Origin of the sequence: Paraburkholderia xenovorans (assembly GCF_046030735.1) — a bacterium.
GTDB classification, from domain to species: domain Bacteria; phylum Pseudomonadota; class Gammaproteobacteria; order Burkholderiales; family Burkholderiaceae; genus Paraburkholderia; species Paraburkholderia xenovorans_A.
Genome location: NZ_JAQQBV010000035.1, coordinates 13,366 through 34,152, shown reverse-complemented (window position 1 = coordinate 34,152; position 20,787 = coordinate 13,366). Strand labels below are relative to the sequence as shown.

Genomic DNA, 20,787 nt, shown 5'->3' with positions numbered 1-20,787 from the left:
CGTTTTCGAATTCAGCAGCTCCGCGCACCGCACTCCCTTCTTCAGACTTCAACTCTTCAGAAAAGCACGCATATGTCGCAACAACTTCAGCAGATCATTGACACCGCCTGGGAAAACCGCGCCGAGCTGTCGCCGAAAGCCGCTCCGGCCGACGTGCGCGAAGCCGTCGCTCACGCGATCGAGCAACTGGACAAAGGCGCGTTGCGCGTCGCCGAAAAGAAGGACGGCGACTGGGTCGTCAATCAATGGCTGAAGAAAGCCGTGCTGCTGTCGTTCCGCCTGGAAGACAACGCGCCGCTGGCTGCTGGCGGCTACACCCAGTTCTACGACAAGGTGCCGTCGAAGTTCGCCAACTACACCGCTGAAGACTTCGCCGCCGGCGGCTTCCGCGTGGTGCCGCCCGCCATCGCGCGCCGCGGTTCGTTCATCGCGAAGAACGTCGTGCTGATGCCGTCGTACACCAACATCGGCGCGTATGTCGACGAAGGCACGATGGTCGACACGTGGGCCACCGTCGGCTCGTGCGCGCAGATCGGCAAGAACGTGCACCTGTCGGGCGGCGTGGGCATCGGCGGCGTGCTGGAGCCGCTGCAGGCGAACCCGGTCATCATCGAAGACAACTGCTTCATCGGCGCGCGCTCGGAAGTCGTGGAAGGCGTGATCGTCGAGGAAAACTCGGTGATCTCGATGGGCGTGTACCTCGGCCAGAGCACCAAAATTTACGACCGCGAAACGGGCGAAGTCACCTACGGCCGCATTCCGGCGGGCTCCGTGGTGGTGGCGGGCAACCTGCCGTCGAAAGACGGTTCGCACAGCCTGTACTGCGCGGTGATCGTGAAGAAGGTCGACGCGAAGACGCGTGCGAAGGTCGGCCTGAACGAGTTGCTGCGAGGCGACTGATGGCGCGCGGCACCAAAACCGTCGTCTACGGCATCCCGAACTGCGACACCGTGAAGAAAGCCCGTGTGTGGCTGGAAGAACACGGCGTCGAGTTCGAGTTCCACGACTTCAAGAAACACGGCGTGACCGAGCCGCTCGTGCAGGACTGGCTCAAAGACGTGAAGCTCGACGCGCTGCTGAACCGCCGCGGCACCACGTGGCGTGGCCTGTCCGACGACATGAAAGCCGCCGCGCAAACGCAGTCCGGCGCGATCGCGTTGATGATCCACAAGCCGTCGGTGATCAAGCGGCCGGTGCTGGTGGTCAACGGCCGGGTCAAGTCGCTCGGTTTCGCGGCAGACGACTACGCGGCGCTGTTCGCCTGAGCGATTGCGTTGCGTCAAAAGCTGTTGCCGGCTGCGGTGTCCCACCGCCAGCCGGCATTTTTTCATTTCAAAGTGGCTTGTACTGAATCCATGTCCGGCACCCTCGCCCTTACCGAACAACTGATCTCGCGCGCGTCCGTCACGCCCGACGACCAGCATTGCCAGCGCCTCCTGATCGAACGTCTGTCCGCGCTCGGCTTCGAGCACGAGACGATCGAATCGAACGGCGTGACCAACCTGTGGGCCGTCAGGCGCGGCACCGACGGCACGCGCGGCAAACTGCTCGCGTTCGCCGGCCACACCGACGTCGTGCCGACCGGCCCGCTCGAACAGTGGCACTCCGCGCCGTTCGAACCCACCCATCGCGACGGCAAGCTCTACGGCCGCGGCGCGGCGGACATGAAAACGTCGATCGCCGGCTTCGTGGTGGCGAGCGAGGAATTCGTCGCGGCGCACCCCGCGCATCGCGGCTCGATCGCGTTCCTGATCACGAGCGACGAAGAAGGCCCCGCGACCGACGGCACCGTCAAGGTGGTCGAAGCGTTGCAGGCGCGCGGCGAACGGATGGACTACTGCATCGTCGGCGAGCCGACGTCGAGCGCGCAATTCGGCGACATGGTGAAGAACGGCCGGCGCGGTTCGATGTCGGGCAAGCTGGTCGTCAAAGGCGTGCAAGGTCATATCGCCTATCCGCATCTGGCGAAGAATCCGGTGCATCTGCTCGCACCGGCGCTCGCCGAACTGGTGGCCGAACGCTGGGACGACGGCAACGAATACTTTCCGCCCACCACGTGGCAGGTGTCGAACATCCATAGCGGCACGGGCGCCAGCAATATCATTCCGGGCCACGCCGACGTGCTGTTCAACTTCCGCTTCTCGACCGCGAGCACGGTGGAAGGACTGCAAGCCCGCGTGCATGCGATCCTCGACAAACACGGTCTCGAATACGATCTGCACTGGACGGTGAGCGGCCTGCCGTTCCTGACGCCGCGCGGCGATCTGTCGAACGCGCTCGCCACGGCCATCAAGGACGAAACCGGCGTGACGACCGAACTCTCCACCACCGGCGGCACGTCGGACGGCCGCTTCATCGCGCGGATCTGCCCGCAGGTGGTCGAGTTCGGCCCACTGAACGCCAGCATCCACAAGATCGACGAACATATCGACGTCGCACACATCGAGCCGTTGAAGAACGTGTATCGCCGCGTGCTCGAACAACTGATCGCCTGACCCAGGACTAATTGCGATGACGCTCCCGTTTTCCACTGTGCGCGACCTGCTGCGTTTCGCGGTATCGCGCTTCAATCAGGCCGAACTGTCGTTCGGCCACGGCTCCGCCAACGCTTACGACGAAGCCGCGTATCTCGTGCTGCACACGCTGCATCTGCCGCTCGACCTGCTCGACCCGTTTCTCGACGCGAAGCTGACCCCGGCCGAAGTCGACGCGGTGCTGAGCGTGATCGAACGCCGCGCGACCGAACGCGTGCCGGCCGCCTACATCACGCAGGAAGCGTGGATGCACGGCTTTCGCTTCTACGTGGACGAACGCGTGATCGTGCCGCGCTCGTTCATCGGCGAGTTGTTGCAGGACGGTTTGCAACCGTACGTCGAAGATCCCGAGCAGGTGAGCGCCGTGCTCGAACTGTGCACCGGCTCCGGCTGCCTCGCGATCCTCGCCGCGCACGCGTTCCCGAACGCGGATATCGACGCGGTCGATCTGTCGGCGCCCGCGCTCGAAGTCGCGACGCGCAACGTGATGGACTACAAGCTCGACGACCGTATCGCGCTGTTCGACGGCGATCTGTACGCACCGCTCGCCGAGCGCCGCTACGACGTGATCATCACCAATCCGCCGTATGTAAACGCGGGCTCGATGCAGGAGTTGCCGGCTGAATACAAGCACGAGCCGGACATGGCGCTGGCGGGTGGCGCGGACGGCATGGACATCGTGCGGCGGATCATCGCCGACGCGCGCAACTGGCTCACCGACGACGGCGTGCTGGTGGTCGAAATCGGCAACGAGCGCGCGAACGTCGAAGCGGCGTTCGGCGGCCTCGATCTGGTCTGGCTGTCGACCAGCGCCGGCGACGACAACGTGTTCCTGATCCAGGCAAGGGATCTGCCGCACTGAGGATCCGGCACGCTCTCGCGCCCTCCACCGCCCGCCTATGCAATTCGACCTGCTTCACATCGGCACGCTGGTTGCCCTCGCCCACATCCTCGGCGTGGTCGCCGCGTGCCACGCGATCCTCAACACGCGGACCTCACAAGGCGCGGTGGCGTGGGCCGTGTCGCTGGTCGCGATGCCGTATCTGACGCTGGTGCCGTACCTGTTTCTCGGCCGCAGCAAGTTCGCCGGCTACGCGGATGCACGCCGCGTCGAAAACGAATTGCTGCGCACGCGCGCTCATCCGCCGGAATGGGACTCGCGGGCTTCGTCGGCGGGCGTGCCGACGCAGCAACTCGGCTCGCGGCTCGTGCATTCGCTTACGCGGCTCGGCGGCATGCCGTTCCTGCCGGGCAATTCGGTGCGCACGTTGGTGAACGGCGCGGCGACCTTCGAGGCGATCTTCGAAGCGATCGAAGGCGCGCGCCGCTACGTGATCGTGCAGTTCTTCATCGTGCGCGACGACGCACTCGGCGAAATGCTCAAAGACGCGCTGATCGCGAAAGCCCGGCAAGGCGTGCGCGTGTACTTCCTGTACGACAGCATCGGCAGCTTCGATCTGCCGCACCGCTACGTGGCGGCGCTGCGCGCAGCGGGCGTGGAAACGCATCCGTTCGCGACCAATCGCCGCTTCGTGAACCGCTTGCAACTGAACTTCCGCAACCACCGCAAGATCGTTTCCGTCGACGGCGAACGCGCGTTCGTGGGCGGCCATAACGTCGGCGTCGAATATCTCGGCGGCAAGCCGCCGCTCTCGCCGTGGCGCGACACGCATATCGAAGTGCGCGGGCCCGCGGTGGCCAGCATCCAGTTTGTATTCACCGAAGACTGGCACTGGGCGACCCAGCAATTGCCCGAGTTCGACATGCCGGCGTTCGAGCCGACCGACGACGGCATGCATTGCCTCGTGGTGCCGAGCGGCCCCGCGGACAAGCAGGAGACCTGCTCGCTGTTCTTCGTCGAAGCGATCAATGCGGCGCGCGAGCGGATCTGGATCACCTCGCCTTATCTCGTCCCCGACGAGGCGGTGTTCGCCGCGCTACGGCTCGCCGTGCTGCGCGGCGTGGACGTGCGCATTCTGATTCCGAGCCGGCGCGATCACGTGGTGGTGTTCCAGGCGTCGAAACTTTATGCGTACGACTCGCTGCGCGCGAACATCAGGATTTTCCGCTATCAACCGGGTTTCCTGCATCAGAAAGTCGTGCTGATCGACAGCGCGGCGGCGGCAATCGGCAGCGCGAATCTCGACAACCGCTCGTTCCGGCTCAACTTCGAAATCATGGTGCTCACGGTGGACCGCGGCTTTGCAAAGGAAGTCGAAGCAATGCTGCTGGAGGACTTCGCGCAATCCGTCGAGATCGACCGCAACGAGTACCGGCAATCGAGCGCGCTGCGGCGTGTGCTGATGCACGTCGCGCGGCTGTTCGCGCCGATCCTTTGACGGCGCGAACAAGCGTGCGGGTCGACCGCCTACATCAAAGCCACGCTTCACGGCCACGCTTCACAACCGAGCATCACAACAACTTTTCGATGTCCGCGGTAATCGCCTCAGGCTTCGTGAGCGGCGCATAGCGTTTCACCACTTCACCTGTACGGTCGACCAGAAACTTCGTGAAGTTCCACTTGATCGCTTCGAGCCCGAGCAGGCCCGGCGCTTCGCCCGTCAGATAGCGGAACAGCGGGTGCGCATTCGCGCCGTTCACATCGACCTTATCGAACATCGGGAAGGTCACGCCATAATTTTTCTCGCAGAAACTGCCGATCTGCGCGGCGTCGCCCGGCTCCTGCTTGCCGAACTGGTTGCATGGAAAACCCAGCACCGCGAGACCGCGCGCCGCATACGCGTCGTACACCTTCTGCAGACCCGCGTACTGCGGCGTGAACCCGCATTCGCTCGCCGTGTTGACGATCAGCAGCACCTTGCCCTGATATTGCTCGAGGCTCACTTCCTCGCCGCCGAGCGTGCGTGCCGCAAACGAATAGATCGATGTCATGTGTGCTCCCCCGTGAAAGCCGTCAGTCTATGCCAAAAGCCGCGCCGGTACAGTCGGCCGAATGGCCGATGGCGCCTGAGCGCCCGGTGTCACGCCCGGCAGTCTAAAATAGCGTTTTTCTTCAGCCGGCCTCTTCGTGATCCGCTTTAACCAGTTCAGTCTCGCGCGCGGCACCAAGCCGCTCTTCGACAACACCACGTTCACCCTCAACCCTGGCGAAAAGGCGGGGCTCGTGGGGGCGAACGGCGCGGGCAAGTCCACGCTGTTTGCCGTGCTGCTCGGCGAACTGCATGCGGACGGCGGCGATTTCTCGATCCCGCCGACGTGGCAGATCGCGCACGTCGCGCAGGAAACGCCGGCCGCGGACAAAACCGCCCTCGCCTACACGCTCGACGGCGACGCCGCGTTGCGCGCGATCGAAGCGCGCATCGCCGCGGCCTCCGCCGCGCACGACGGCGCCGCCGAAGGCGAAGCGCACGCGGCATTCGCCGACGCCGACGGCTACACCGCGCCGGCCCGCGCCGAAGCGTTGCTGCTCGGCCTCGGCTTCACGCTGGATCAGACACGCGAGCCGGTCAGCAGCTTCTCGGGCGGCTGGCGCATGCGGCTGAATCTCGCACAGGCGCTGATGTGCCGCTCGGACCTGCTGCTGCTCGACGAACCCACCAACCACCTGGACCTCGACGCGATCGTCTGGCTCGAAGACTGGCTGCACCGTTATCCGGGCACGCTGGTCGTGATCTCGCACGATCGCGAATTTCTCGATTCGGTCTGCAACGTCACGCTGCATCTCGAGCATCAGCAGATCAAGCGGTACGGCGGCAATTACTCGCAATTCGAAGTGCTGCGCGCACAGCAGCTCGCGTTGCAACAGAGCGCGTATGAGAAGCAGCAGCGCACGGTCGAGCATTTGCAGAGTTACATCAACCGCTTCAAGGCGCAGGCCACCAAGGCGCGGCAGGCGCAAAGCCGCGTGAAGGCGCTGGAGAAGATGGAGCTGATCGCGCCGGCGCATGCGGCGTCGCCGTTCACGTTCGAATTCCGCACGCCCGAATCCGCGCCCAATCCGATGATGGTGATGGAAGACGTGCGCTGCGGTTATCGCAACGAAAACGACGGCGTCGAGATACCGATCGTCCAGCACGTGATGCTGTCGATCCAGAACGGCCAGCGCATCGGCCTGCTCGGCGCGAACGGCCAGGGCAAGTCCACGCTGATCAAGACGCTTGCCGGCACGCTCGACGCACTCGGCGGCCACGTGCGCGAAGGCAAGGGTCTGCGCATCGGCTATTTCGCGCAGCATCAGCTCGAAACGCTGCGCGCCGACGACACACCGCTTCAGCATCTCGCGCGGCTCGCGCCGGACACGCGCGAGCAGGAGCTGCGCGACTTCCTCGGCAGCTTCAATTTCTCCGGCGAAATGGCGACCGCGAAAATCGCGCCGTTCTCCGGCGGCGAAAAGGCACGTCTCGCGCTCGCGCTGATCATCTGGCAAAAGCCGAATCTGCTGCTGCTCGACGAACCGACCAACCACCTGGATCTCGAAACCCGTCATGCGCTGACCATGGCGCTCGCGCAGTTCGAGGGCACGCTGATTCTGGTCTCGCACGATCGTCACCTGTTGCGCGCCACCACCGATCAATTCATGCTGGTCGCGAAGCACCGTCTGCAGGAATTCGACGGCGATCTCGACGACTACCGCGACTGGCTGCTGCAACACGCGGCCGAACAACGCGCGGCGCTGAAGGCCGGTGCGGCGAACGGCAAAGACAGCGGCCTCGACGCGGATAACGGCGTCAATCGCAAGGAACAGCGGCGTCAGGAAGCCGAAACGCGTCAGAAGCTCGCGCACCTGAAAAAGCCGCTGCAAAGCCGCATCACGAAGATCGAAAAGGAAATGGACGCGCTCAACGCGGAGAAGACAACGCTCGACGCGTTCGTCGTCGATCCGGCGAGTTACGAGCCCGAGCAGAAGAACAAACTGACGGAGGCGATCCGCCGTCAGGCAGACGTGAACGCGCGCCTCGAAACGCTCGAAGCCGAATGGCTCGAGACTCATGAGGAACTCGAACAAATCGGCTGACGGCACCTGGTTTCAGCGTCCGCGCCGGATCGATGAGGGCTTGGCCTTGGCACCTACGACATCATCCGCGTCATCCTCCGCGTCGTTATCCTCTGCGGCGCCGCCCGCGCTGCAAGGCTTGCGCGTGCTGGATCTGACCCGTCTGCTGCCCGGTCCGGTCGCCGCGCTGCGGCTTGCCGAACTCGGCGCCGAAGTGCTGAAGATCGAAGCGCCCGGCGCCGGCGACCCTACCCGCGTGATGATGCAGTCGTCGAGCGATCGCGTGGCCGGCCGGCCCGGCGCGTTTTACCGGCTGGTCAACCGCGGCAAGCGCGAGACGCGTCTCGATCTGAAATCGGCCGCGGGGTGCAACGTATTGCGTGCGTTGGCAGCCGAAGCGGACGTGCTGATCGAAAGTTTCCGGCCCGGCGTGATGGAGCGGCTCGGCATCGGCTACGACACACTGCGTGCGCTCAATCCGCGGCTCGTCTATTGCGCGATCACGGGCTACGGCGCGAGCGGCCCGTTCGTCGACCACGCCGGCCACGACCTGAACTACATCGGCTACGCGGGCGTGCTCGATCAACTGGCCGATCGTGACGGCGCGCCGATCCTGCCGAATTTCCAGATCGCCGACCTGCTCGGCGGCGCATTGAGCGCGGTCACGCAGATTCTCGCCGCGTTGTGGCACGTGGCGCGCGGCGGCGAAGGCCGTTTCGTCGACGTGTCGATGACCCACGTCACGCATGCGCACAACGTCGTCGCGCAAGTCGCGCTCGCCAACGACGGCGTGGCGCCGGCCGCGGGCGAAGGCCTGCTGAACGGCGGCGTGCCCTGCTACAACCTGTACCGCACGCTCGACGAGCGCTGGCTGGCGGTAGGTGCGTTGGAACTGAAGTTCTGGGAAACGCTCTGCATGGCGCTGGACCGGCCCGAGTGGGCGACGCGCCACTGGAGCCTGGGTCAGGCGATCGGCGGCCCGGACGCGGCCGCGTTGACGCGCGAATTCGCCGAGTTGATCGGCAAGCGTCCGCTGGTGGAGTGGGCACAATTGCTCGAGCCGCTCGACTGCTGCGTCTCGCCGGTGCTCACGGCCGCCGAAGCGGCGCGGCATCCGTTGTTCAATCCACAAGTCTGGGGCGGACTAGACGCAGAAGCAGCGGAACCGGAAAGCGATGACGGCAAAGGCAAAATCCGCACGACTGGCCGACCGCCGGCTGCGAACACGTCGTCATAAAAGTAACCGCGCTCGCGTTGAACTCAACGCGAGCGCGGTTACGTCATCCTTTTTGTCGGCGCCCGGCGAAGCAACGACGCAGTGCGCCCCGCTCGCCGCCAGAGCTCAGCGCCGCACCACGGTCTGCCGCGGCAACACCTGGCGCGGCGTTTTTTCGTCGTCGTAGAGCACATGCTTGCGGCCTTCCACGTGACGGTTGATCGTCGCGCGCACTTCGGCGGCAGTGGCATGCTCGGCGACCACCCGGCGCGAAATCTGGCCGGTCGTGTCGATCCACTCGACGATCCGGCAAGCGCCGCCCCAAGGCTGGCGAATCGGCGCGGAGACGCGGCAGCCGCGCACCTGGATCGGTCGCTCGGCGGCGGTTTCGTATGACTGTTTCAAGGCGCGATCCTTTTTCGGCATCAGAAGGGATGCAATACCCTTGCAGCTTAGAAAAAAGGCATGTCTGCCAGGTTACAGACAATATGGGGATATTTACGGCGCATTACCGGGAAAACCCCCGCCGCCGACGCCGAAGCCCCGTCTATTCGAGCGTGCGCACCCGGTCGATGGCCTGTTCGATCCGTTCCACCGCAACGACCTGTAAGCCTTCGATCGGCTGTTTCGGCGCATTGGCTTTAGGAATCACGGCGACCGAGAAGCCCAGCTTGGCGGCTTCCTTCAGCCGGTCCTGCCCACGCGGCGACGGCCGGATCTCGCCGGCGAGGCCCACTTCGCCGAACACCACCAGTCCCTTCGGCAGCGGCTTGTTGCGCATCGACGAATGGATCGCGAGCAGCACCGCGAGGTCGGCGGCCGGCTCGGTAATCTTCACGCCGCCCACCGCGTTCAGAAACACGTCCTGATCGAAACAGGCTATGCCGGCATGCCGGTGCAGCACTGCGAGCAACATGGCGAGCCGGTTCTGTTCGAGGCCCACCGCGAGCCGCCGCGGATTGGGCGCGTTCGCCGCGTCCACCAGCGCCTGCACTTCGACGAGCAACGGCCGCGTGCCTTCCTGCGTGACCAGCACACACGAGCCCGGCACCGACTGTTCGTGTTGCGACAGAAATAACGCCGACGGATTGGCGACGCCGCGCAAGCCGCGCTCGGTCATCGCGAACACGCCGAGTTCGTTCACCGCGCCGAAGCGGTTCTTGATCGCGCGCACCAGCCGATACGACGAATGGGTGTCGCCCTCGAAATACAGCACCGTATCGACGATGTGCTCGAGCACGCGCGGGCCGGCCAGCGCACCTTCCTTCGTCACGTGGCCGACCATGATGATCGTGGTGCCGGACTGCTTGGCGATCCGCGTGAGCTGCGCCGCGCACTCGCGCACCTGCGCGACCGAACCGGGCGCCGAAGTCAGCGCGTCGGAATAGACGGTCTGGATCGAGTCGATCACGGCGACGTCGGGACGCTGCTCGGCGATCGTGGCCTGGATTTTTTCGAGCTGAATTTCCGCGAGCAGTTGCAGCTCGCTCGCCTTCGACCCCGGTTCCAGCAGCGACAACCGTTGCGCGCGCAACGCGATCTGCGCAGCCGATTCTTCGCCGCTGATATAGAGCGCCTTTTTGTCCGCGGCGATTTCCGCGAGCGACTGCAACAGCAGCGTCGACTTGCCGATCCCCGGATCGCCGCCGATCAGCACCACGCCGCCCGGCACCAGACCGCCGCCCAGCACGCGATCGAATTCGCTCACGCCGGTGGAGAAGCGCGGCACGTCCGACGCTTCGATGTCGGCGAGACGGCGCACCGGCGCGCTCTTCGCCAGCGACTGGAAGCGGTGCGTGGACGGCGCTTCCGCGACCGACTCCACCAGCGTGTTCCACGCCTGGCATGACGGGCACTGCCCGGCCCATTTCGGCGATTGCCCGCCGCATTCACTGCAGATGTACAACGTTTTCTGTTTAGCCACGCAGGGATCCTTATTCGCCGCGCACCGGCACGCGTGGCGCCACCGCGCACATCAGCTCGTAGCCGATCGTGCCGCAGGCCTGCGCGACGTCGTCGATCGGCAGCGAGGTGCCCCACAACTCGACGCGCGAGCCGACGTTGGCGGTCGGAACCGGCGTGAGGTCGACCGTGAGCATGTCCATCGACACCCGCCCGACGATCCGCGTGCGCACCCCGTCGACGATCACCGGCGTGCCTTCCGGCGCGACGCGCGGATAACCGTCCGCGTAGCCGCAGGCCACCACGCCGATGCGCATCGGACCGCGCGCCTTGAACGACGAGCCGTAACCGACCGTATGGCCTTCGGCGAGCGTCTGCACGGCGATCAGTTCGGACGCGAGCGTCATGGCCGGCTGCAGGCCGGTGCCTTCGATCGCGGCATGCACGCCGGACGGCGACGCGCCGTACAGGATGATGCCGGGGCGCACCCAGTCGAAGTGCGCGGCCGGATGCCACAGCGTGGCCGCCGAATTCGACAGGCTGCGCGCGCCGGCAATGCCCTGCGCGCCGCGCTCGAACGCTTCCATCTGATGAGCGACGCCGCGTTCGCCGTCGGCGTCGGAGAAATGGGTCATCAACGTGATCTGGCCGACGCCCTGGCAGGCGCGCGCGCGCTCCCACGCGGCGCGGAATTTTTCCGGCGTGTAGCCGAGGCGGTTCATGCCGGTGTTCATCTTCAACTGGATATTGACCGGCTTGGACAGGCGCGCCATTTCCAGCATGCGCAACTGTTCGTCGGAATGGAGCGCGGTGGTCAGGCTATAGCGGTCGATGACGTCGATATCGGTCGGACGAAAAAAGCCTTCCAGCAGAAGAATCGGGCCGGCCCAGCCCAATTCACGCAACTTCACGGCTTCTTCGAGGTCCAGCAATCCGAAGCCGTCGGTTGCGCGCAGGCCCGGAAAGGCGCGCGCCAGGCCGTGGCCGTATGCGTTGGCCTTGACGACGGCCCAGATTTTGGATTTTGGCGCGTAGCGTCGTGCGACGGCAAGATTATTGGCGAGAGCGGAGGTATGGATCGTGGCTGAGAGCGGGCGCGGCATGGGATATTTTCGTAAAGACACTTGCGAATCAGCGGCTTACAGGGCGTTTTCAGCCTTAAGGAGCCCGCTGGACGGTGCGATCAAGGATTCTGCTAGTCCGAATCCAGCTATTTTCGTGATATAAAGCCGTGCGCACAACCCATTTCGAACGGCATAAACCCGCACGTTTTGCACACGGTCGGGGCGGATAGACCGCAGCGAGGACAGCATCGCATCAGATGAAAAAAGGTTTTTACACCATCATGGCCGCGCAGTTCTTTTCGTCGCTGGCCGACAATGCGCTTCTGATCGCCGCTATTGCACTGCTGAAAGATCTTCACGCCCCGAACTGGATGACGCCGCTGCTCAAGCTGTTCTTCGTGCTGTCATACGTGGTTCTGGCTGCTTTCGTCGGCGCGTTCGCCGACTCGCGTCCGAAGGGGCACGTGATGTTCGTGACCAACACCATCAAGGTGGTGGGCTGCATCACGATGCTGGTCGGCGCGCACCCGTTGATCGCCTACGGCATCGTGGGGTTCGGCGCGGCGGCCTACTCGCCCGCCAAATACGGAATTCTCACCGAACTGTTGCCGCCTGACCGGCTGGTCGCCGCGAACGGCTGGATCGAAGGCACTACGGTCGGCTCGATCATTCTCGGCACCGTGCTCGGCGGCGCGCTGATCAGCCCGCACATCGCCGCGCCGATCCTGCGGCAGCACATTCCCACCGTCAACACGCCCGCCGAAGCGGCGATGCTGGTGATCATGGCGATCTACGTGATCGCGGCGCTCTTCAATCTGCGCATTCCCGACACCGGCGCGCGCTATCCGAAACAGGAACGCGGCCCGATCAAGCTCGTCACCGATTTCGCCGACTGCTTCCTCGTACTGTGGCGCGACAAGCTCGGCCAGATCTCGCTCGCCGTGACCACGCTGTTCTGGGGCGCGGGCGCGACGCTGCAATTCATTGTGCTGAAGTGGGCGGAAGTGTCGCTCAACATGTCGCTGTCGGAAGCGGCAATCCTGCAGGCGGTGGTGGCCGTGGGCGTCGCGGCAGGCGCGATCTTCGCGGCCTCGCGCGTGCCGCTGAAAAAATCGCTGTCGGTGCTGCCGGTCGGCATCATGATGGGCGTCGCGGTGATGCTGATGGCGTTCTATACCCGCGATCTGTTCCCGTCGCATTGGGGCCTCTATTTCGGCCGCATGCACGTGCCGGGCTATCTGATCGTCGCGTATATCTTCCTGATGATCGTCGGCGGCCTGTCGGGCTTCTTCGTCGTACCGATGAATGCGCTGCTCCAGCATCGCGGCCACGTGCTGTTGTCGGCGGGACACTCGATCGCGGTGCAGAACTTCAACGAGAACCTCTCCGTGCTCGTGATGCTGTGCCTTTACGCGGTGCTGGTGTGGCTCGACGTACCGGTCACCGCGGTGATCGTGCTGTTCGGCACGTTCGTGTGCGTGATGATGTGGTTCGTGATGCGGCGCCACCAGGCGAACCAGCGCGCGTTCGACTCGGTCGCGCTGATCGGCGAAGTCAAGCACTGACCCGCGGCGGGCCCATCGCGCCCGCGCCCTTTCTCCTTCCCGCCTGACCATGACTCAACCGATTCCCAATGTGCTGACGATCGCCGGTTCCGATTCCGGCGGCGGCGCCGGCATTCAGGCCGACCTGAAGGCGTTCTCGGCGCTCGGCGCGTACGGCGCGAGCGTGATCACCGCGTTGACCGCGCAGAACACGCGCGGCGTCACCGCGATCCACGCGCCGGACCCGGGCTTCGTGACCGCGCAACTCGACGCGGTGTTCGACGACATCCGGATCGACGCGGTGAAGATCGGCATGCTCGCGAATGCGCCGATTGCGCGCGCGGTGGCCGATGCGCTGCGCCGTTACAAACCGAAGCACGTCGTGCTCGACACGGTGATGATCTCGAAGAGCAACCATGCGCTGCTGTTGCCGGATGCGGTGGCGGCGGTGCGCGACGAATTGCTGCCGCTTGCCGATCTGCTGACGCCGAATCTGCCGGAGGCTGCCGCGTTGCTGGGCGTCACGGCCGCCCACGACGAAGCCGGCATGATCGCGCAAGGCGAAGCGCTGCGTGCGCTGGGCGCGAAGGCGGTGCTGATGAAAGGCGGGCATCTTCTGGGCGCTGCGGATAGTCCCGATTGGCTCGTGCAGGACAGCGGCACGTTGCGCCTGGGCGGCCCGCGTGTGCCGGTGACGAACACGCATGGGACGGGGTGTACGTTGTCGTCGGCGATTGCGGCGTTGATTCCGCAGCGCGGCGACCTGGCGAGCGCGGTCGCGGATGCGAAGCTATATCTGACCGGCGCGCTGCAGGCGAGCGATCTGCTCGACGTGGGCAGCGGCGTGGGGCCGGTGCATCATTTTTATCGGTGGTGGTGACGGTGGTTTTAGCGGCGTGGCGTGACGCCGCTGGCGTCCTGCTGCTGCGAGTTATCTTTCCCGAGTCGACACCTGGCGGCGCGCATACGCTTGCGCGTGCTCCGGCCAGTCGTCCGGTACGATGAAACCGCGCGAGTGTTCCCGCCAGACGCCCGTTTCGTCGTGAGTAAATGCTGCGACCATCGTCGGTCCATGCTCGGGCGAGATTTGCGCGGCGAGCGTTTGCGCATCCACGAATGCGATTCCTGCTGCTTCGGCCTCGGCCGGCTCATAACGCCGCGGCGCGAGCCATTCGAGTCTCGGCAGCACACGCCAGAACTGCGGCCGCGAGGCTGCCCATGCGGGCCAATCGCGGCGAGTCACCCACCAGCCACGACCGTGCGACGGATCGAGCTCGACAGGATACGTCGGCGTCTCGCCCTGCCGGTAGAACAGCCAGCCTTTGATGAACATCTGCGGCGTCCACGGCCCCGCGTAGCCCACCGATGCAAATTCCTCGCGAGCACTCAACGGCAGTTGATGGTTCAGCACGTGAGCGAGCTTCAGGTCGAAGCGGTCCTTCAGGTTCGGGCCGACGTAATCGGATAAACGCGCGGATAACGGTGTGCCCAACCCCGCAGGCCCGTCGCCGGCATGCAGGTAACACTTCACCGCCAGTTCCCAATGCAACTGCTCGCCCTGCTGCGTGCGCACCAGAAAATCGCATTCGCCGAGCGTGACACCCGCGCGCCGCAGCGGCACGCCGGCGGCAACCAGTCGCGCGGCCGGACCGCGTTGCAGGAAGTAGCCGAGCAAACGCTCCGCGTAACGGCCCACACGCGTGATGCGGGTCGCCTTCAGGTCTTCGTGCAGATCGGCCGGAGCCGCATCGAGCGCGCGCAGCCAGTCGACGGTGAGGTCCGCTTCGAGCGGCGTGTGAAACGGTCGGGCAAGTACACCGACCGGTGGTTGTGCGTGCAACAGATCGGCGCTGAACAGCAACCACGCGAGATCGCGCACGGCAGGCTCGTGCATGCTGTCGAGCAGCGCTTCGATCGACGTTGCGGATCGGACGGGTGCTGCGCTGGGATTCGCCGACGACGAGTCGGACTGGGCAAGCGCCTCGCCAGAATCCACCGACGACATGCTGGACCGGACGAGCGCCTTACCAGGACCCACCGACGACGCCGGCTCTTTCGTCACTTCTTCGCCGCGTCGATCTGCACGCCGCCCGCCTTCAACCAGGTGTCGCGCGCGAGGCACAGATCGGCCCAGGCCTTCGCCTTGTCGGGCAGGCTGCGCAGCAGATAGGCCGGGTGATAGGTGACGATGACCGGCACGCCTTCATATTCATGCACGCGGCCGCGCAGCGACGAAATACTCGACTCGGTTTTCAACAGGCTTTGTGCGGCGAAACGGCCCAGCGCGACGATCAGCTTCGGCTTGACCAGCGAGACCTGGCGTTGCAGATAGGGCTCGCAGCGCGCGACTTCGTCCGGCTCGGGATTGCGGTTGCCGGGGGGCCGGCACTTGATCACGTTCGCGATGTAGACGTTGGCGTCGCGCGCAAGCGTCAGCGAGCGCAGCATGTTGTCGAGCAGCTTGCCGGCCTGGCCGACGAACGGCTCGCCCAGACGGTCTTCGTTCTCACCCGGCGCTTCGCCGATCAGCATCCAGTCGGCCTCGCGATCGCCGACACCGAAGACCGTGTTCGTGCGCTTCTCGCACAGACGGCAAAGCCGGCAATTGGCGACGCGCTCGCCAAGCGCATCCCAGCCGAGCGTCTGGAGCGATGGCAGTTGCGGCGTCTCGGCGCGGGATTCGGCGGGCGCCTTCGTGGGCGGATGAGACGGCAGATCGTCGAACCACGCGAAATCGTCGTCGTGCGAGGCGGGCTGTGCAGGCTGTGCGTCGGACAGCGGCGGTTCCGCGACGCGTGGCTGGCGCGACGTCGGCTGTTCCGCTCGCGACGGCTCCGCAATCGGCGCCTGGGTAGAAGGCCGTGTACGAACCTGCTCCGACGGCGCGCGAGCGTCGCTCTGCCCGCTCGCGGGCATCGGCCGCGACATCTCGCCAGCACGGCCCGGCGCGTCCCGATCGAAGCGCTCGCGTGCCTGCGCCGGAGTTTGTTCCACTCGACGCGGTGCGCCCCGCTCGTCCGGCACTTGCGCGGAGTCGGCTTGCGACGCCGCTCGCGGATCGTCTTGCGCTGGAATCGCCGATGCCGCCGCAAGCGCCGACCGCGCGCCACCAGGCGCCGCAGCCCCCGACTCGCCGTGCCGCGCCGCCCCCGGCCCCGCCGACGCCTGCGTCACCTCACCCGCGACCTCGCCCGCACGCTGCTGCACCGCCATCCCGCGACGCACCCATAAAGGCGAGAGTCCAAATTCTTCCAGAACCGATTCATGCAGCGCCATCTGCGCCCTCCGAAGCGAACGAGAAACGCATCACGATGGCGTCCTCCCGGCTGCGATGCCGCGCCGGATAATAATTTTTGCGCCGGCCGATCGACGCGAAACCGAAGCGCTCATAAAGCCGGATCGCCCGATGATTCGACGGCCGCACTTCGAGCAGCAGCCCATCGAGTTTTTCGGCACGGGTGATGCGCACCGCTTCGCGCAGCAGCGTAAGTCCGGCGCCCGCACCTTGCGCGGCGGGCGTCACACATAGATTGAGCAGATGCATTTCGTCGACCACGGGCATCAGCACGCAATAGCCGATCAGCGAACCGGTCACATGACGCAGGCAGATGCCGAAGTAGCCGTTGCGCAGCGAGTCGCCGAAATTGCCGCGACTCCAGGGGAATTCGTAAGCGATTTTCTCGACCGCGGCGACTTCGTCCAGATCGCCTTCGGTCATGGGCGACATGTAGCGGTCCGCTAGCAACACGCCGCTCATTGCCGGCCCTCTCCGTGACGCGCGCTATTCGCCGCGTCCGCGTGATGCCCGGCCTCGGCGGCTTGAGCGACCTGAGCGACCTGAGCGGCCTTGGCCGCCTTTTCGGCGACGCGCTCGGCCGTGGTCTGAGCGACCTTGTCGCGGATGTATTCCGGCGCGGCCTGATCGGCCGGCACCGTGCGGCCCGCGCGAAACGCGCGCAGCGCCGCATGCGCGAGCGGCACCGCATGCGGCAGCGCTTCACCATCGACGCGGCGCGCGACGGCAACCGCCGGCAAGCGCGCGCCGAAGGCTGCGGCGGCGTTGCCCGCGAGCGTGAACGGCACATCGGGTAACACGAGGCGTTCAGGCGCATCGAGCGAAGCCGGCTGAAGCGTGCGCCATTCGCACAGGGCGTCGTCCCACGCGTAGTCGGCCCAGTAGATTTCGTCCATGCGGGCGTCGAGCGCGGCGAGCACGCGCGTCGCCGACGGATCCCGCAAACGGGCGCTTTCCGCGCAGGTCAGCAAGGTACTGACGGGCACTACCGGCAGGTTCAGCCCGAACGCGAGGCCCTGCGCGACGCCGGTTGCGGTGCGCAAGCCCGTGAACGAACCGGGACCGGAGCCGAATGCGACCGCGTGGCACGCGGACATCGGCAGCGCGGCTTCGACGAACAGTTCGCGAATGGCGGGCAGCAGGCGCGTGCTGGAAACCGCGCCGGTTTGTTCGTGGCGCACCCAGATGCGCGGCGCAACGGCATGCGTTGACGGTTCGTCGGCGGCAGACAGCAGCGCCACCGAGCAGAATTCGGTCGAGGTATCGAGGGCAAGAAGCACAGTTTGAGTCATGGACCGTATTGTAATCGGCACGGCTCGCGCGGATAGCGTTTTGGAACGGGCCGTGGCGGCAGCGCATGAAGCGCGCAGGATGAACGCAATGACCGCGAGGAGGACAGTTCGCTCGCACAAAAACGTGATCTGCGGCCAGCAGGCGTCGTCACGGGAAGCCGGCCATGTTTGGAATAACCCCTCGGCCCCGCGCGTGCGAGCAGTTGTTATGATCGTCGCCCGAGACGAACTGAAACCCCGATCTGCCCGGAGCACAAACGACATGACCGATATCAACGCACAATTCACCCAGGCCCAGGAAGACGTGAAACAACTGCCCGAGCGCCCGGGCAACCTGACCCTGCTGCGCCTCTACGCGCTCTTCAAGCAGGCCAGCGAAGGCGACGTCAACGGCGACAAGCCGGGTTTCACCGACATCGTCGGCAAATACAAGTACGACGCGTGGGCCGCGCTCAAGGGCACCGCTCAGGACGCGGCAAAGCAACAATATGTCGAGCTGGTCGAATCGCTGAAAAGCGGCGCGTCGGCGTAAGGTCCGCCCGCAGCAGCGGCTGGCCACCAACCACCAACCAGCCGCCAATAGTTCAATCGTTCACCCACCAGCTTCCACCAGCTGAACAAAACCGGGCGGCGGTCCCGATCCGAACCGCCGCCCGGCCGAAGTATTTTTCCAGAATTCGCCCTAATGGTGGCGCAGTGCAACAAAAGTCTATACAATCCTGCCTGCGCTTCACTGCTTTGCCCGGCTTTTCTCTAGCGGCCTTTGCGGCGCAGCGCCTCGTAGCGTTTAGCTCCAATCCAGTTTAGAACCTGTCCCCTCCTGCCTAGCCCCCTACGGGCGATCATGTACCAGGCTGGCGGCACGCCGTGTTGGCATGTCGCATCCGATACAGCTTCTAACGAAAAGCTCGCCTTCATTGCCGCGAGCTGCCCCCGTTTTTCGATTTGCTCGCTGCTTCTTTGCTCGCTGAATCCGACGACTTGGGTATGCCGATTGGCGCCGACGTTTTAATTCCCTGTGTTTCAAGGATTCTCATGACTTCGAGCAATACCTCCAGCCCGCTGAACGCCATCGCCGAACAAGCCCTCGGTCTCGCAGACGGTAACGTAGCCCCCGCGCAAGCCGCAGCACCCGCTGCCGTCGCGCCGGAAGCCGTTGCCGCTGCTGCCGCAGCGCCCGCCGGTCCGTCGTTCGCGTCGCTCGGCCTGTCCGCGGATGTCGTCTCCGCGTTGACGGCCGCCGGCTACCAGAACCCCACGCCGGTTCAGCAACGCGCGATCCCCGCCGGCATCGCCGGTCGCGATCTGCTGGTCTCGAGCCCGACCGGTTCGGGCAAGACCGCCGCGTTCATGCTGCCCGCCATCGAGCGTTTCTCGCAATTGCAAAAGGCGCAAGCCAGCCAGCCGCGCGAGCCGCGTCCGGCTGACGGCGCCCGCACCACGCGCCGCCCGCAACCGGTTGCCCGTCCCACCATGCTGGTGCTGACGCCGACCCGCGAACTCGCGATGCAAGTCACCACCGCTGCCGCTACGTACGGCAAGCACCTCAAACGTCTGCGCACCGTCAGCATTCTGGGCGGCGTCGCATACGGCCAGCAATTGATGCTGCTCGCGAAGAACCCGGAAATCCTGGTTGCCACGCCGGGCCGTCTGATCGACCACCTGGAACGCGGCCGTATCGATCTGTCGCAACTGCAGATCCTCGTGCTCGACGAAGCTGACCGCATGCTGGACATGGGCTTCATCGAAGACATCGAAACGATCGTTGCCGCTACGCCGGCTACGCGCCAAACCATGCTGTTCTCGGCCACGCTCGACGGCAAGATCGGTTCGCTGACCGGCCGCCTGCTGAAGGATCCGGAGCGCATCGAGATCGTTCAACGCCTCGAACAGCGCACCAACATCGCGCAAACCGTCCATTACGTCGACGACCGCGATCACAAGGACCGTCTGCTCGACCATCTGCTGCGCGACGAAGGCCTCGATCAGGCTATCGTCTTCACGGCAACCAAGATGGACGCGGACCAACTGGCCGGCCGTCTGGCCGACGCCGGTTTCGAATCGGCTGCTCTGCACGGCGATCTGCCGCAAGGCGCCCGCAACCGCACGATCAAGGCCCTGCGCGAGCGTCGTGTGCGTGTGCTGGTCGCAACGGACGTCGCCGCTCGCGGTATCGACATCCCGGGCATCACGCACGTGTTCAACTACGATCTGCCGAAGTTCGCTGAAGACTACGTGCACCGTATCGGCCGTACCGGCCGTGCCGGCCGCTCGGGTATCGCGGTGAGCCTCGTGCATCACGCGGAACAGGGCGCGCTGAAGCGCATCGAGCGCTTCGTGCGCACGCCGCTGCCGGTCAACGTCGTCGCCGGCTTCGAGCCGCGCAAGTCGGCTCCGTCGGGCAACGGCCGTCCTGGCTTTGGCGGCCGCGGCCGTCCGGGCGGCGGCAACGGCGGTGGCCGTCGCTTCGGTAGCGGTAGCGGCGCAGGCAAGCCGGCTGGCAACGGCGGCGGTGCGCGCAGCGGTAGCGGCAATGGCGGCGGCTGGGCCGGCAAGTCGGCCGGCGGCGGCTCGCGTGAAGGCGGCTTCGGTGGCGGTTCGCGCGAAGGCTACGGCGGTTCGCGTGACGGCGGCTACGGCGCACGCCGCAGCGACGGCCCGCGTACGGCTCGCCGCGGCAGCTAGGCAGTGAAATGAAGCGCAGGCTGGCGGCCGGTCGGATCGGTCGGAAGTCTGCGTGAAACGACCCGGATGGCCTCACGCCGTCCGTCAGTCGAAAGAAACCGGCGCTCCCGCACCGGTTTTTTTTCGTCCGGATTGTGGTCACGACCGATATTTCACGATGTGGAAAATTTTTTTGCGTCGTAAAAAATCGTGTTGCACGGCACAAGACACGCTATTGCAACATGGGAAAAGTCGTTTCTCAATGCGGAACGAACCCAACAAGCCATTGATTTAAAATAAAAATAAATATTATAAAAACCCA

The 20,787-nt window shown here is 65.2% G+C and carries 19 protein-coding genes; 11 read left to right on the top strand and 8 right to left on the bottom strand.

Features of this window, described 5'->3' with window-relative positions; translation table 11 throughout:
• The first annotated feature begins 72 nt into the window (after nt 1-72).
• The 5 genes from dapD (at nt 73) to cls (ending at nt 4,873) form a co-directional block, all read left to right on the top strand.
• Nucleotides 73-900, top strand: coding sequence for a 2,3,4,5-tetrahydropyridine-2,6-dicarboxylate N-succinyltransferase (dapD, locus tag PQQ51_RS27425; RefSeq protein WP_408500218.1), 828 nt, complete (start codon nt 73-75; stop codon nt 898-900).
• Nucleotides 900-1,265, top strand: coding sequence for an ArsC family reductase (locus tag PQQ51_RS27420; protein ID WP_408500216.1), 366 nt, complete (start codon nt 900-902; stop codon nt 1,263-1,265). Before dapD ends, PQQ51_RS27420 begins: the two co-directional genes overlap by 1 nt.
• A 90-nt stretch (nt 1,266-1,355) precedes the next feature.
• The gene (gene dapE, locus PQQ51_RS27415) at nt 1,356-2,495 is read left to right on the top strand and encodes a succinyl-diaminopimelate desuccinylase (protein ID WP_408500214.1); all 1,140 of its coding nucleotides are present in this window, start codon (nt 1,356-1,358) and stop codon (nt 2,493-2,495) included.
• Between the two features lie 16 nt (nt 2,496-2,511).
• The gene (gene prmB / locus PQQ51_RS27410) at nt 2,512-3,396 is read left to right on the top strand and encodes a 50S ribosomal protein L3 N(5)-glutamine methyltransferase (protein WP_408500212.1); all 885 of its coding nucleotides are present in this window, start codon (nt 2,512-2,514) and stop codon (nt 3,394-3,396) included.
• Nucleotides 3,397-3,433: 37 nt separating this feature from the next.
• A complete protein-coding gene (cls, locus tag PQQ51_RS27405) occupies nt 3,434-4,873 on the top strand; it encodes a cardiolipin synthase (protein ID WP_408500210.1) in 1,440 nt (479 codons plus the stop codon).
• A gap of 73 nt (nt 4,874-4,946) precedes the next feature.
• On the opposite strand, the gene PQQ51_RS27400 is transcribed toward cls, so the two are convergent.
• Nucleotides 4,947-5,426, bottom strand: coding sequence for a glutathione peroxidase (locus PQQ51_RS27400; protein WP_408500208.1), 480 nt, complete (start codon nt 5,424-5,426; stop codon nt 4,947-4,949).
• A gap of 136 nt (nt 5,427-5,562) precedes the next feature.
• On the opposite strand from PQQ51_RS27400, the gene PQQ51_RS27395 reads away from it, so the two are divergent.
• Together PQQ51_RS27395 and PQQ51_RS27390 are read left to right on the top strand one after the other, a co-directional pair.
• Entirely contained in the window at nt 5,563-7,509 is a 1,947-nt protein-coding gene (locus PQQ51_RS27395; RefSeq protein ID WP_408500207.1) for an ATP-binding cassette domain-containing protein, read from the top strand.
• A gap of 109 nt (nt 7,510-7,618) precedes the next feature.
• A complete protein-coding gene (locus PQQ51_RS27390; protein ID WP_408500279.1) occupies nt 7,619-8,725 on the top strand; it encodes a CaiB/BaiF CoA transferase family protein in 1,107 nt (368 codons plus the stop codon).
• A gap of 105 nt (nt 8,726-8,830) precedes the next feature.
• Here the strand turns inward: PQQ51_RS27390 and PQQ51_RS27385 are convergent, their stop codons facing one another.
• The 3 genes from PQQ51_RS27385 to alr all read right to left on the bottom strand — a co-directional run bounded on the left by PQQ51_RS27385 (nt 8,831) and on the right by alr (nt 11,709).
• Entirely contained in the window at nt 8,831-9,109 is a 279-nt protein-coding gene (locus PQQ51_RS27385; RefSeq protein WP_408500205.1) for a DUF2866 domain-containing protein, read from the bottom strand.
• A gap of 142 nt (nt 9,110-9,251) precedes the next feature.
• Nucleotides 9,252-10,628 (bottom strand): DNA repair protein RadA, encoded by a 1,377-nt coding sequence (gene radA / locus PQQ51_RS27380; protein ID WP_408500204.1) that lies wholly within the window; start codon nt 10,626-10,628, stop codon nt 9,252-9,254.
• 10 nt (nt 10,629-10,638) lie between these two features.
• Complete coding sequence (alr, locus tag PQQ51_RS27375; RefSeq protein WP_408500203.1) at nt 10,639-11,709, bottom strand: alanine racemase; 1,071 nt, start codon at nt 11,707-11,709, stop codon at nt 10,639-10,641.
• Between the two features lie 218 nt (nt 11,710-11,927).
• On the opposite strand from alr, the gene lplT reads away from it, so the two are divergent.
• Together lplT and thiD are read left to right on the top strand one after the other, a co-directional pair.
• The gene (gene lplT / locus PQQ51_RS27370) at nt 11,928-13,235 is read left to right on the top strand and encodes a lysophospholipid transporter LplT (protein WP_408500202.1); all 1,308 of its coding nucleotides are present in this window, start codon (nt 11,928-11,930) and stop codon (nt 13,233-13,235) included.
• A gap of 49 nt (nt 13,236-13,284) precedes the next feature.
• A complete protein-coding gene (gene thiD / locus PQQ51_RS27365; RefSeq protein WP_408500201.1) occupies nt 13,285-14,094 on the top strand; it encodes a bifunctional hydroxymethylpyrimidine kinase/phosphomethylpyrimidine kinase in 810 nt (269 codons plus the stop codon).
• A gap of 51 nt (nt 14,095-14,145) precedes the next feature.
• Here the strand turns inward: thiD and PQQ51_RS27360 are convergent, their stop codons facing one another.
• The 4 genes from PQQ51_RS27360 to tsaB are packed head-to-tail and all read right to left on the bottom strand — an operon-like array spanning nt 14,146 to nt 17,801.
• Nucleotides 14,146-15,219, bottom strand: a complete 1,074-nt coding sequence (locus PQQ51_RS27360; RefSeq protein ID WP_408500278.1) for a DUF1853 family protein — start codon at nt 15,217-15,219, stop codon at nt 14,146-14,148.
• Between the two features lie 53 nt (nt 15,220-15,272).
• Nucleotides 15,273-16,490, bottom strand: a complete 1,218-nt coding sequence (locus PQQ51_RS27355) for a uracil-DNA glycosylase family protein (protein ID WP_408500200.1) — start codon at nt 16,488-16,490, stop codon at nt 15,273-15,275.
• Complete coding sequence (gene rimI / locus PQQ51_RS27350; protein WP_408500198.1) at nt 16,477-16,971, bottom strand: ribosomal protein S18-alanine N-acetyltransferase; 495 nt, start codon at nt 16,969-16,971, stop codon at nt 16,477-16,479. The genes PQQ51_RS27355 and rimI overlap by 14 nt, the downstream gene beginning before the upstream one ends.
• The gene (gene tsaB, locus PQQ51_RS27345; protein WP_408500196.1) at nt 16,968-17,801 is read right to left on the bottom strand and encodes a tRNA (adenosine(37)-N6)-threonylcarbamoyltransferase complex dimerization subunit type 1 TsaB; all 834 of its coding nucleotides are present in this window, start codon (nt 17,799-17,801) and stop codon (nt 16,968-16,970) included. The genes rimI and tsaB overlap by 4 nt, the downstream gene beginning before the upstream one ends.
• Before the next feature lie 262 nt (nt 17,802-18,063).
• Here tsaB and PQQ51_RS27340 point away from each other — a divergent pair, with 262 nt between their 5' ends.
• Nucleotides 18,064-18,333: an acyl-CoA-binding protein gene (locus PQQ51_RS27340; protein WP_408500277.1), complete on the top strand. Its 270-nt coding sequence runs from the start codon at nt 18,064-18,066 to the stop codon at nt 18,331-18,333.
• 503 nt (nt 18,334-18,836) lie between these two features.
• Nucleotides 18,837-20,486, top strand: a complete 1,650-nt coding sequence (locus PQQ51_RS27335; RefSeq protein ID WP_408500195.1) for a DEAD/DEAH box helicase — start codon at nt 18,837-18,839, stop codon at nt 20,484-20,486.
• The last annotated feature ends 301 nt before the right edge of the window (nt 20,487-20,787 follow it).

Excerpts from the sequence above, each read along its gene's own strand:
- dapD (WP_408500218.1), top strand. The coding sequence starts at position 73 with ATGTCGCAACAACTTCAGCAGATCATTGACACCGCCTGGGAAAACCGC.
- PQQ51_RS27420 (WP_408500216.1), top strand. The coding sequence starts at position 900 with ATGGCGCGCGGCACCAAAACCGTCGTCTACGGCATCCCGAACTGCGAC.
- dapE (WP_408500214.1), top strand. The coding sequence starts at position 1,356 with ATGTCCGGCACCCTCGCCCTTACCGAACAACTGATCTCGCGCGCGTCC.
- prmB (WP_408500212.1), top strand. The coding sequence starts at position 2,512 with ATGACGCTCCCGTTTTCCACTGTGCGCGACCTGCTGCGTTTCGCGGTA.
- cls (WP_408500210.1), top strand. The coding sequence starts at position 3,434 with ATGCAATTCGACCTGCTTCACATCGGCACGCTGGTTGCCCTCGCCCAC.
- PQQ51_RS27400 (WP_408500208.1), bottom strand. The coding sequence starts at position 5,426 with ATGACATCGATCTATTCGTTTGCGGCACGCACGCTCGGCGGCGAGGAA.
- alr (WP_408500203.1), bottom strand. The coding sequence starts at position 11,709 with ATGCCGCGCCCGCTCTCAGCCACGATCCATACCTCCGCTCTCGCCAAT.
- lplT (WP_408500202.1), top strand. The coding sequence starts at position 11,928 with ATGAAAAAAGGTTTTTACACCATCATGGCCGCGCAGTTCTTTTCGTCG.
- thiD (WP_408500201.1), top strand. The coding sequence starts at position 13,285 with ATGACTCAACCGATTCCCAATGTGCTGACGATCGCCGGTTCCGATTCC.
- PQQ51_RS27360 (WP_408500278.1), bottom strand. The coding sequence starts at position 15,219 with ATGTCGTCGGTGGATTCTGGCGAGGCGCTTGCCCAGTCCGACTCGTCG.
- PQQ51_RS27355 (WP_408500200.1), bottom strand. The coding sequence starts at position 16,490 with ATGGCGCTGCATGAATCGGTTCTGGAAGAATTTGGACTCTCGCCTTTA.
- rimI (WP_408500198.1), bottom strand. The coding sequence starts at position 16,971 with ATGAGCGGCGTGTTGCTAGCGGACCGCTACATGTCGCCCATGACCGAA.
- tsaB (WP_408500196.1), bottom strand. The coding sequence starts at position 17,801 with ATGACTCAAACTGTGCTTCTTGCCCTCGATACCTCGACCGAATTCTGC.
- PQQ51_RS27340 (WP_408500277.1), top strand. The coding sequence starts at position 18,064 with ATGACCGATATCAACGCACAATTCACCCAGGCCCAGGAAGACGTGAAA.
- PQQ51_RS27335 (WP_408500195.1), top strand. The coding sequence starts at position 18,837 with ATGACTTCGAGCAATACCTCCAGCCCGCTGAACGCCATCGCCGAACAA.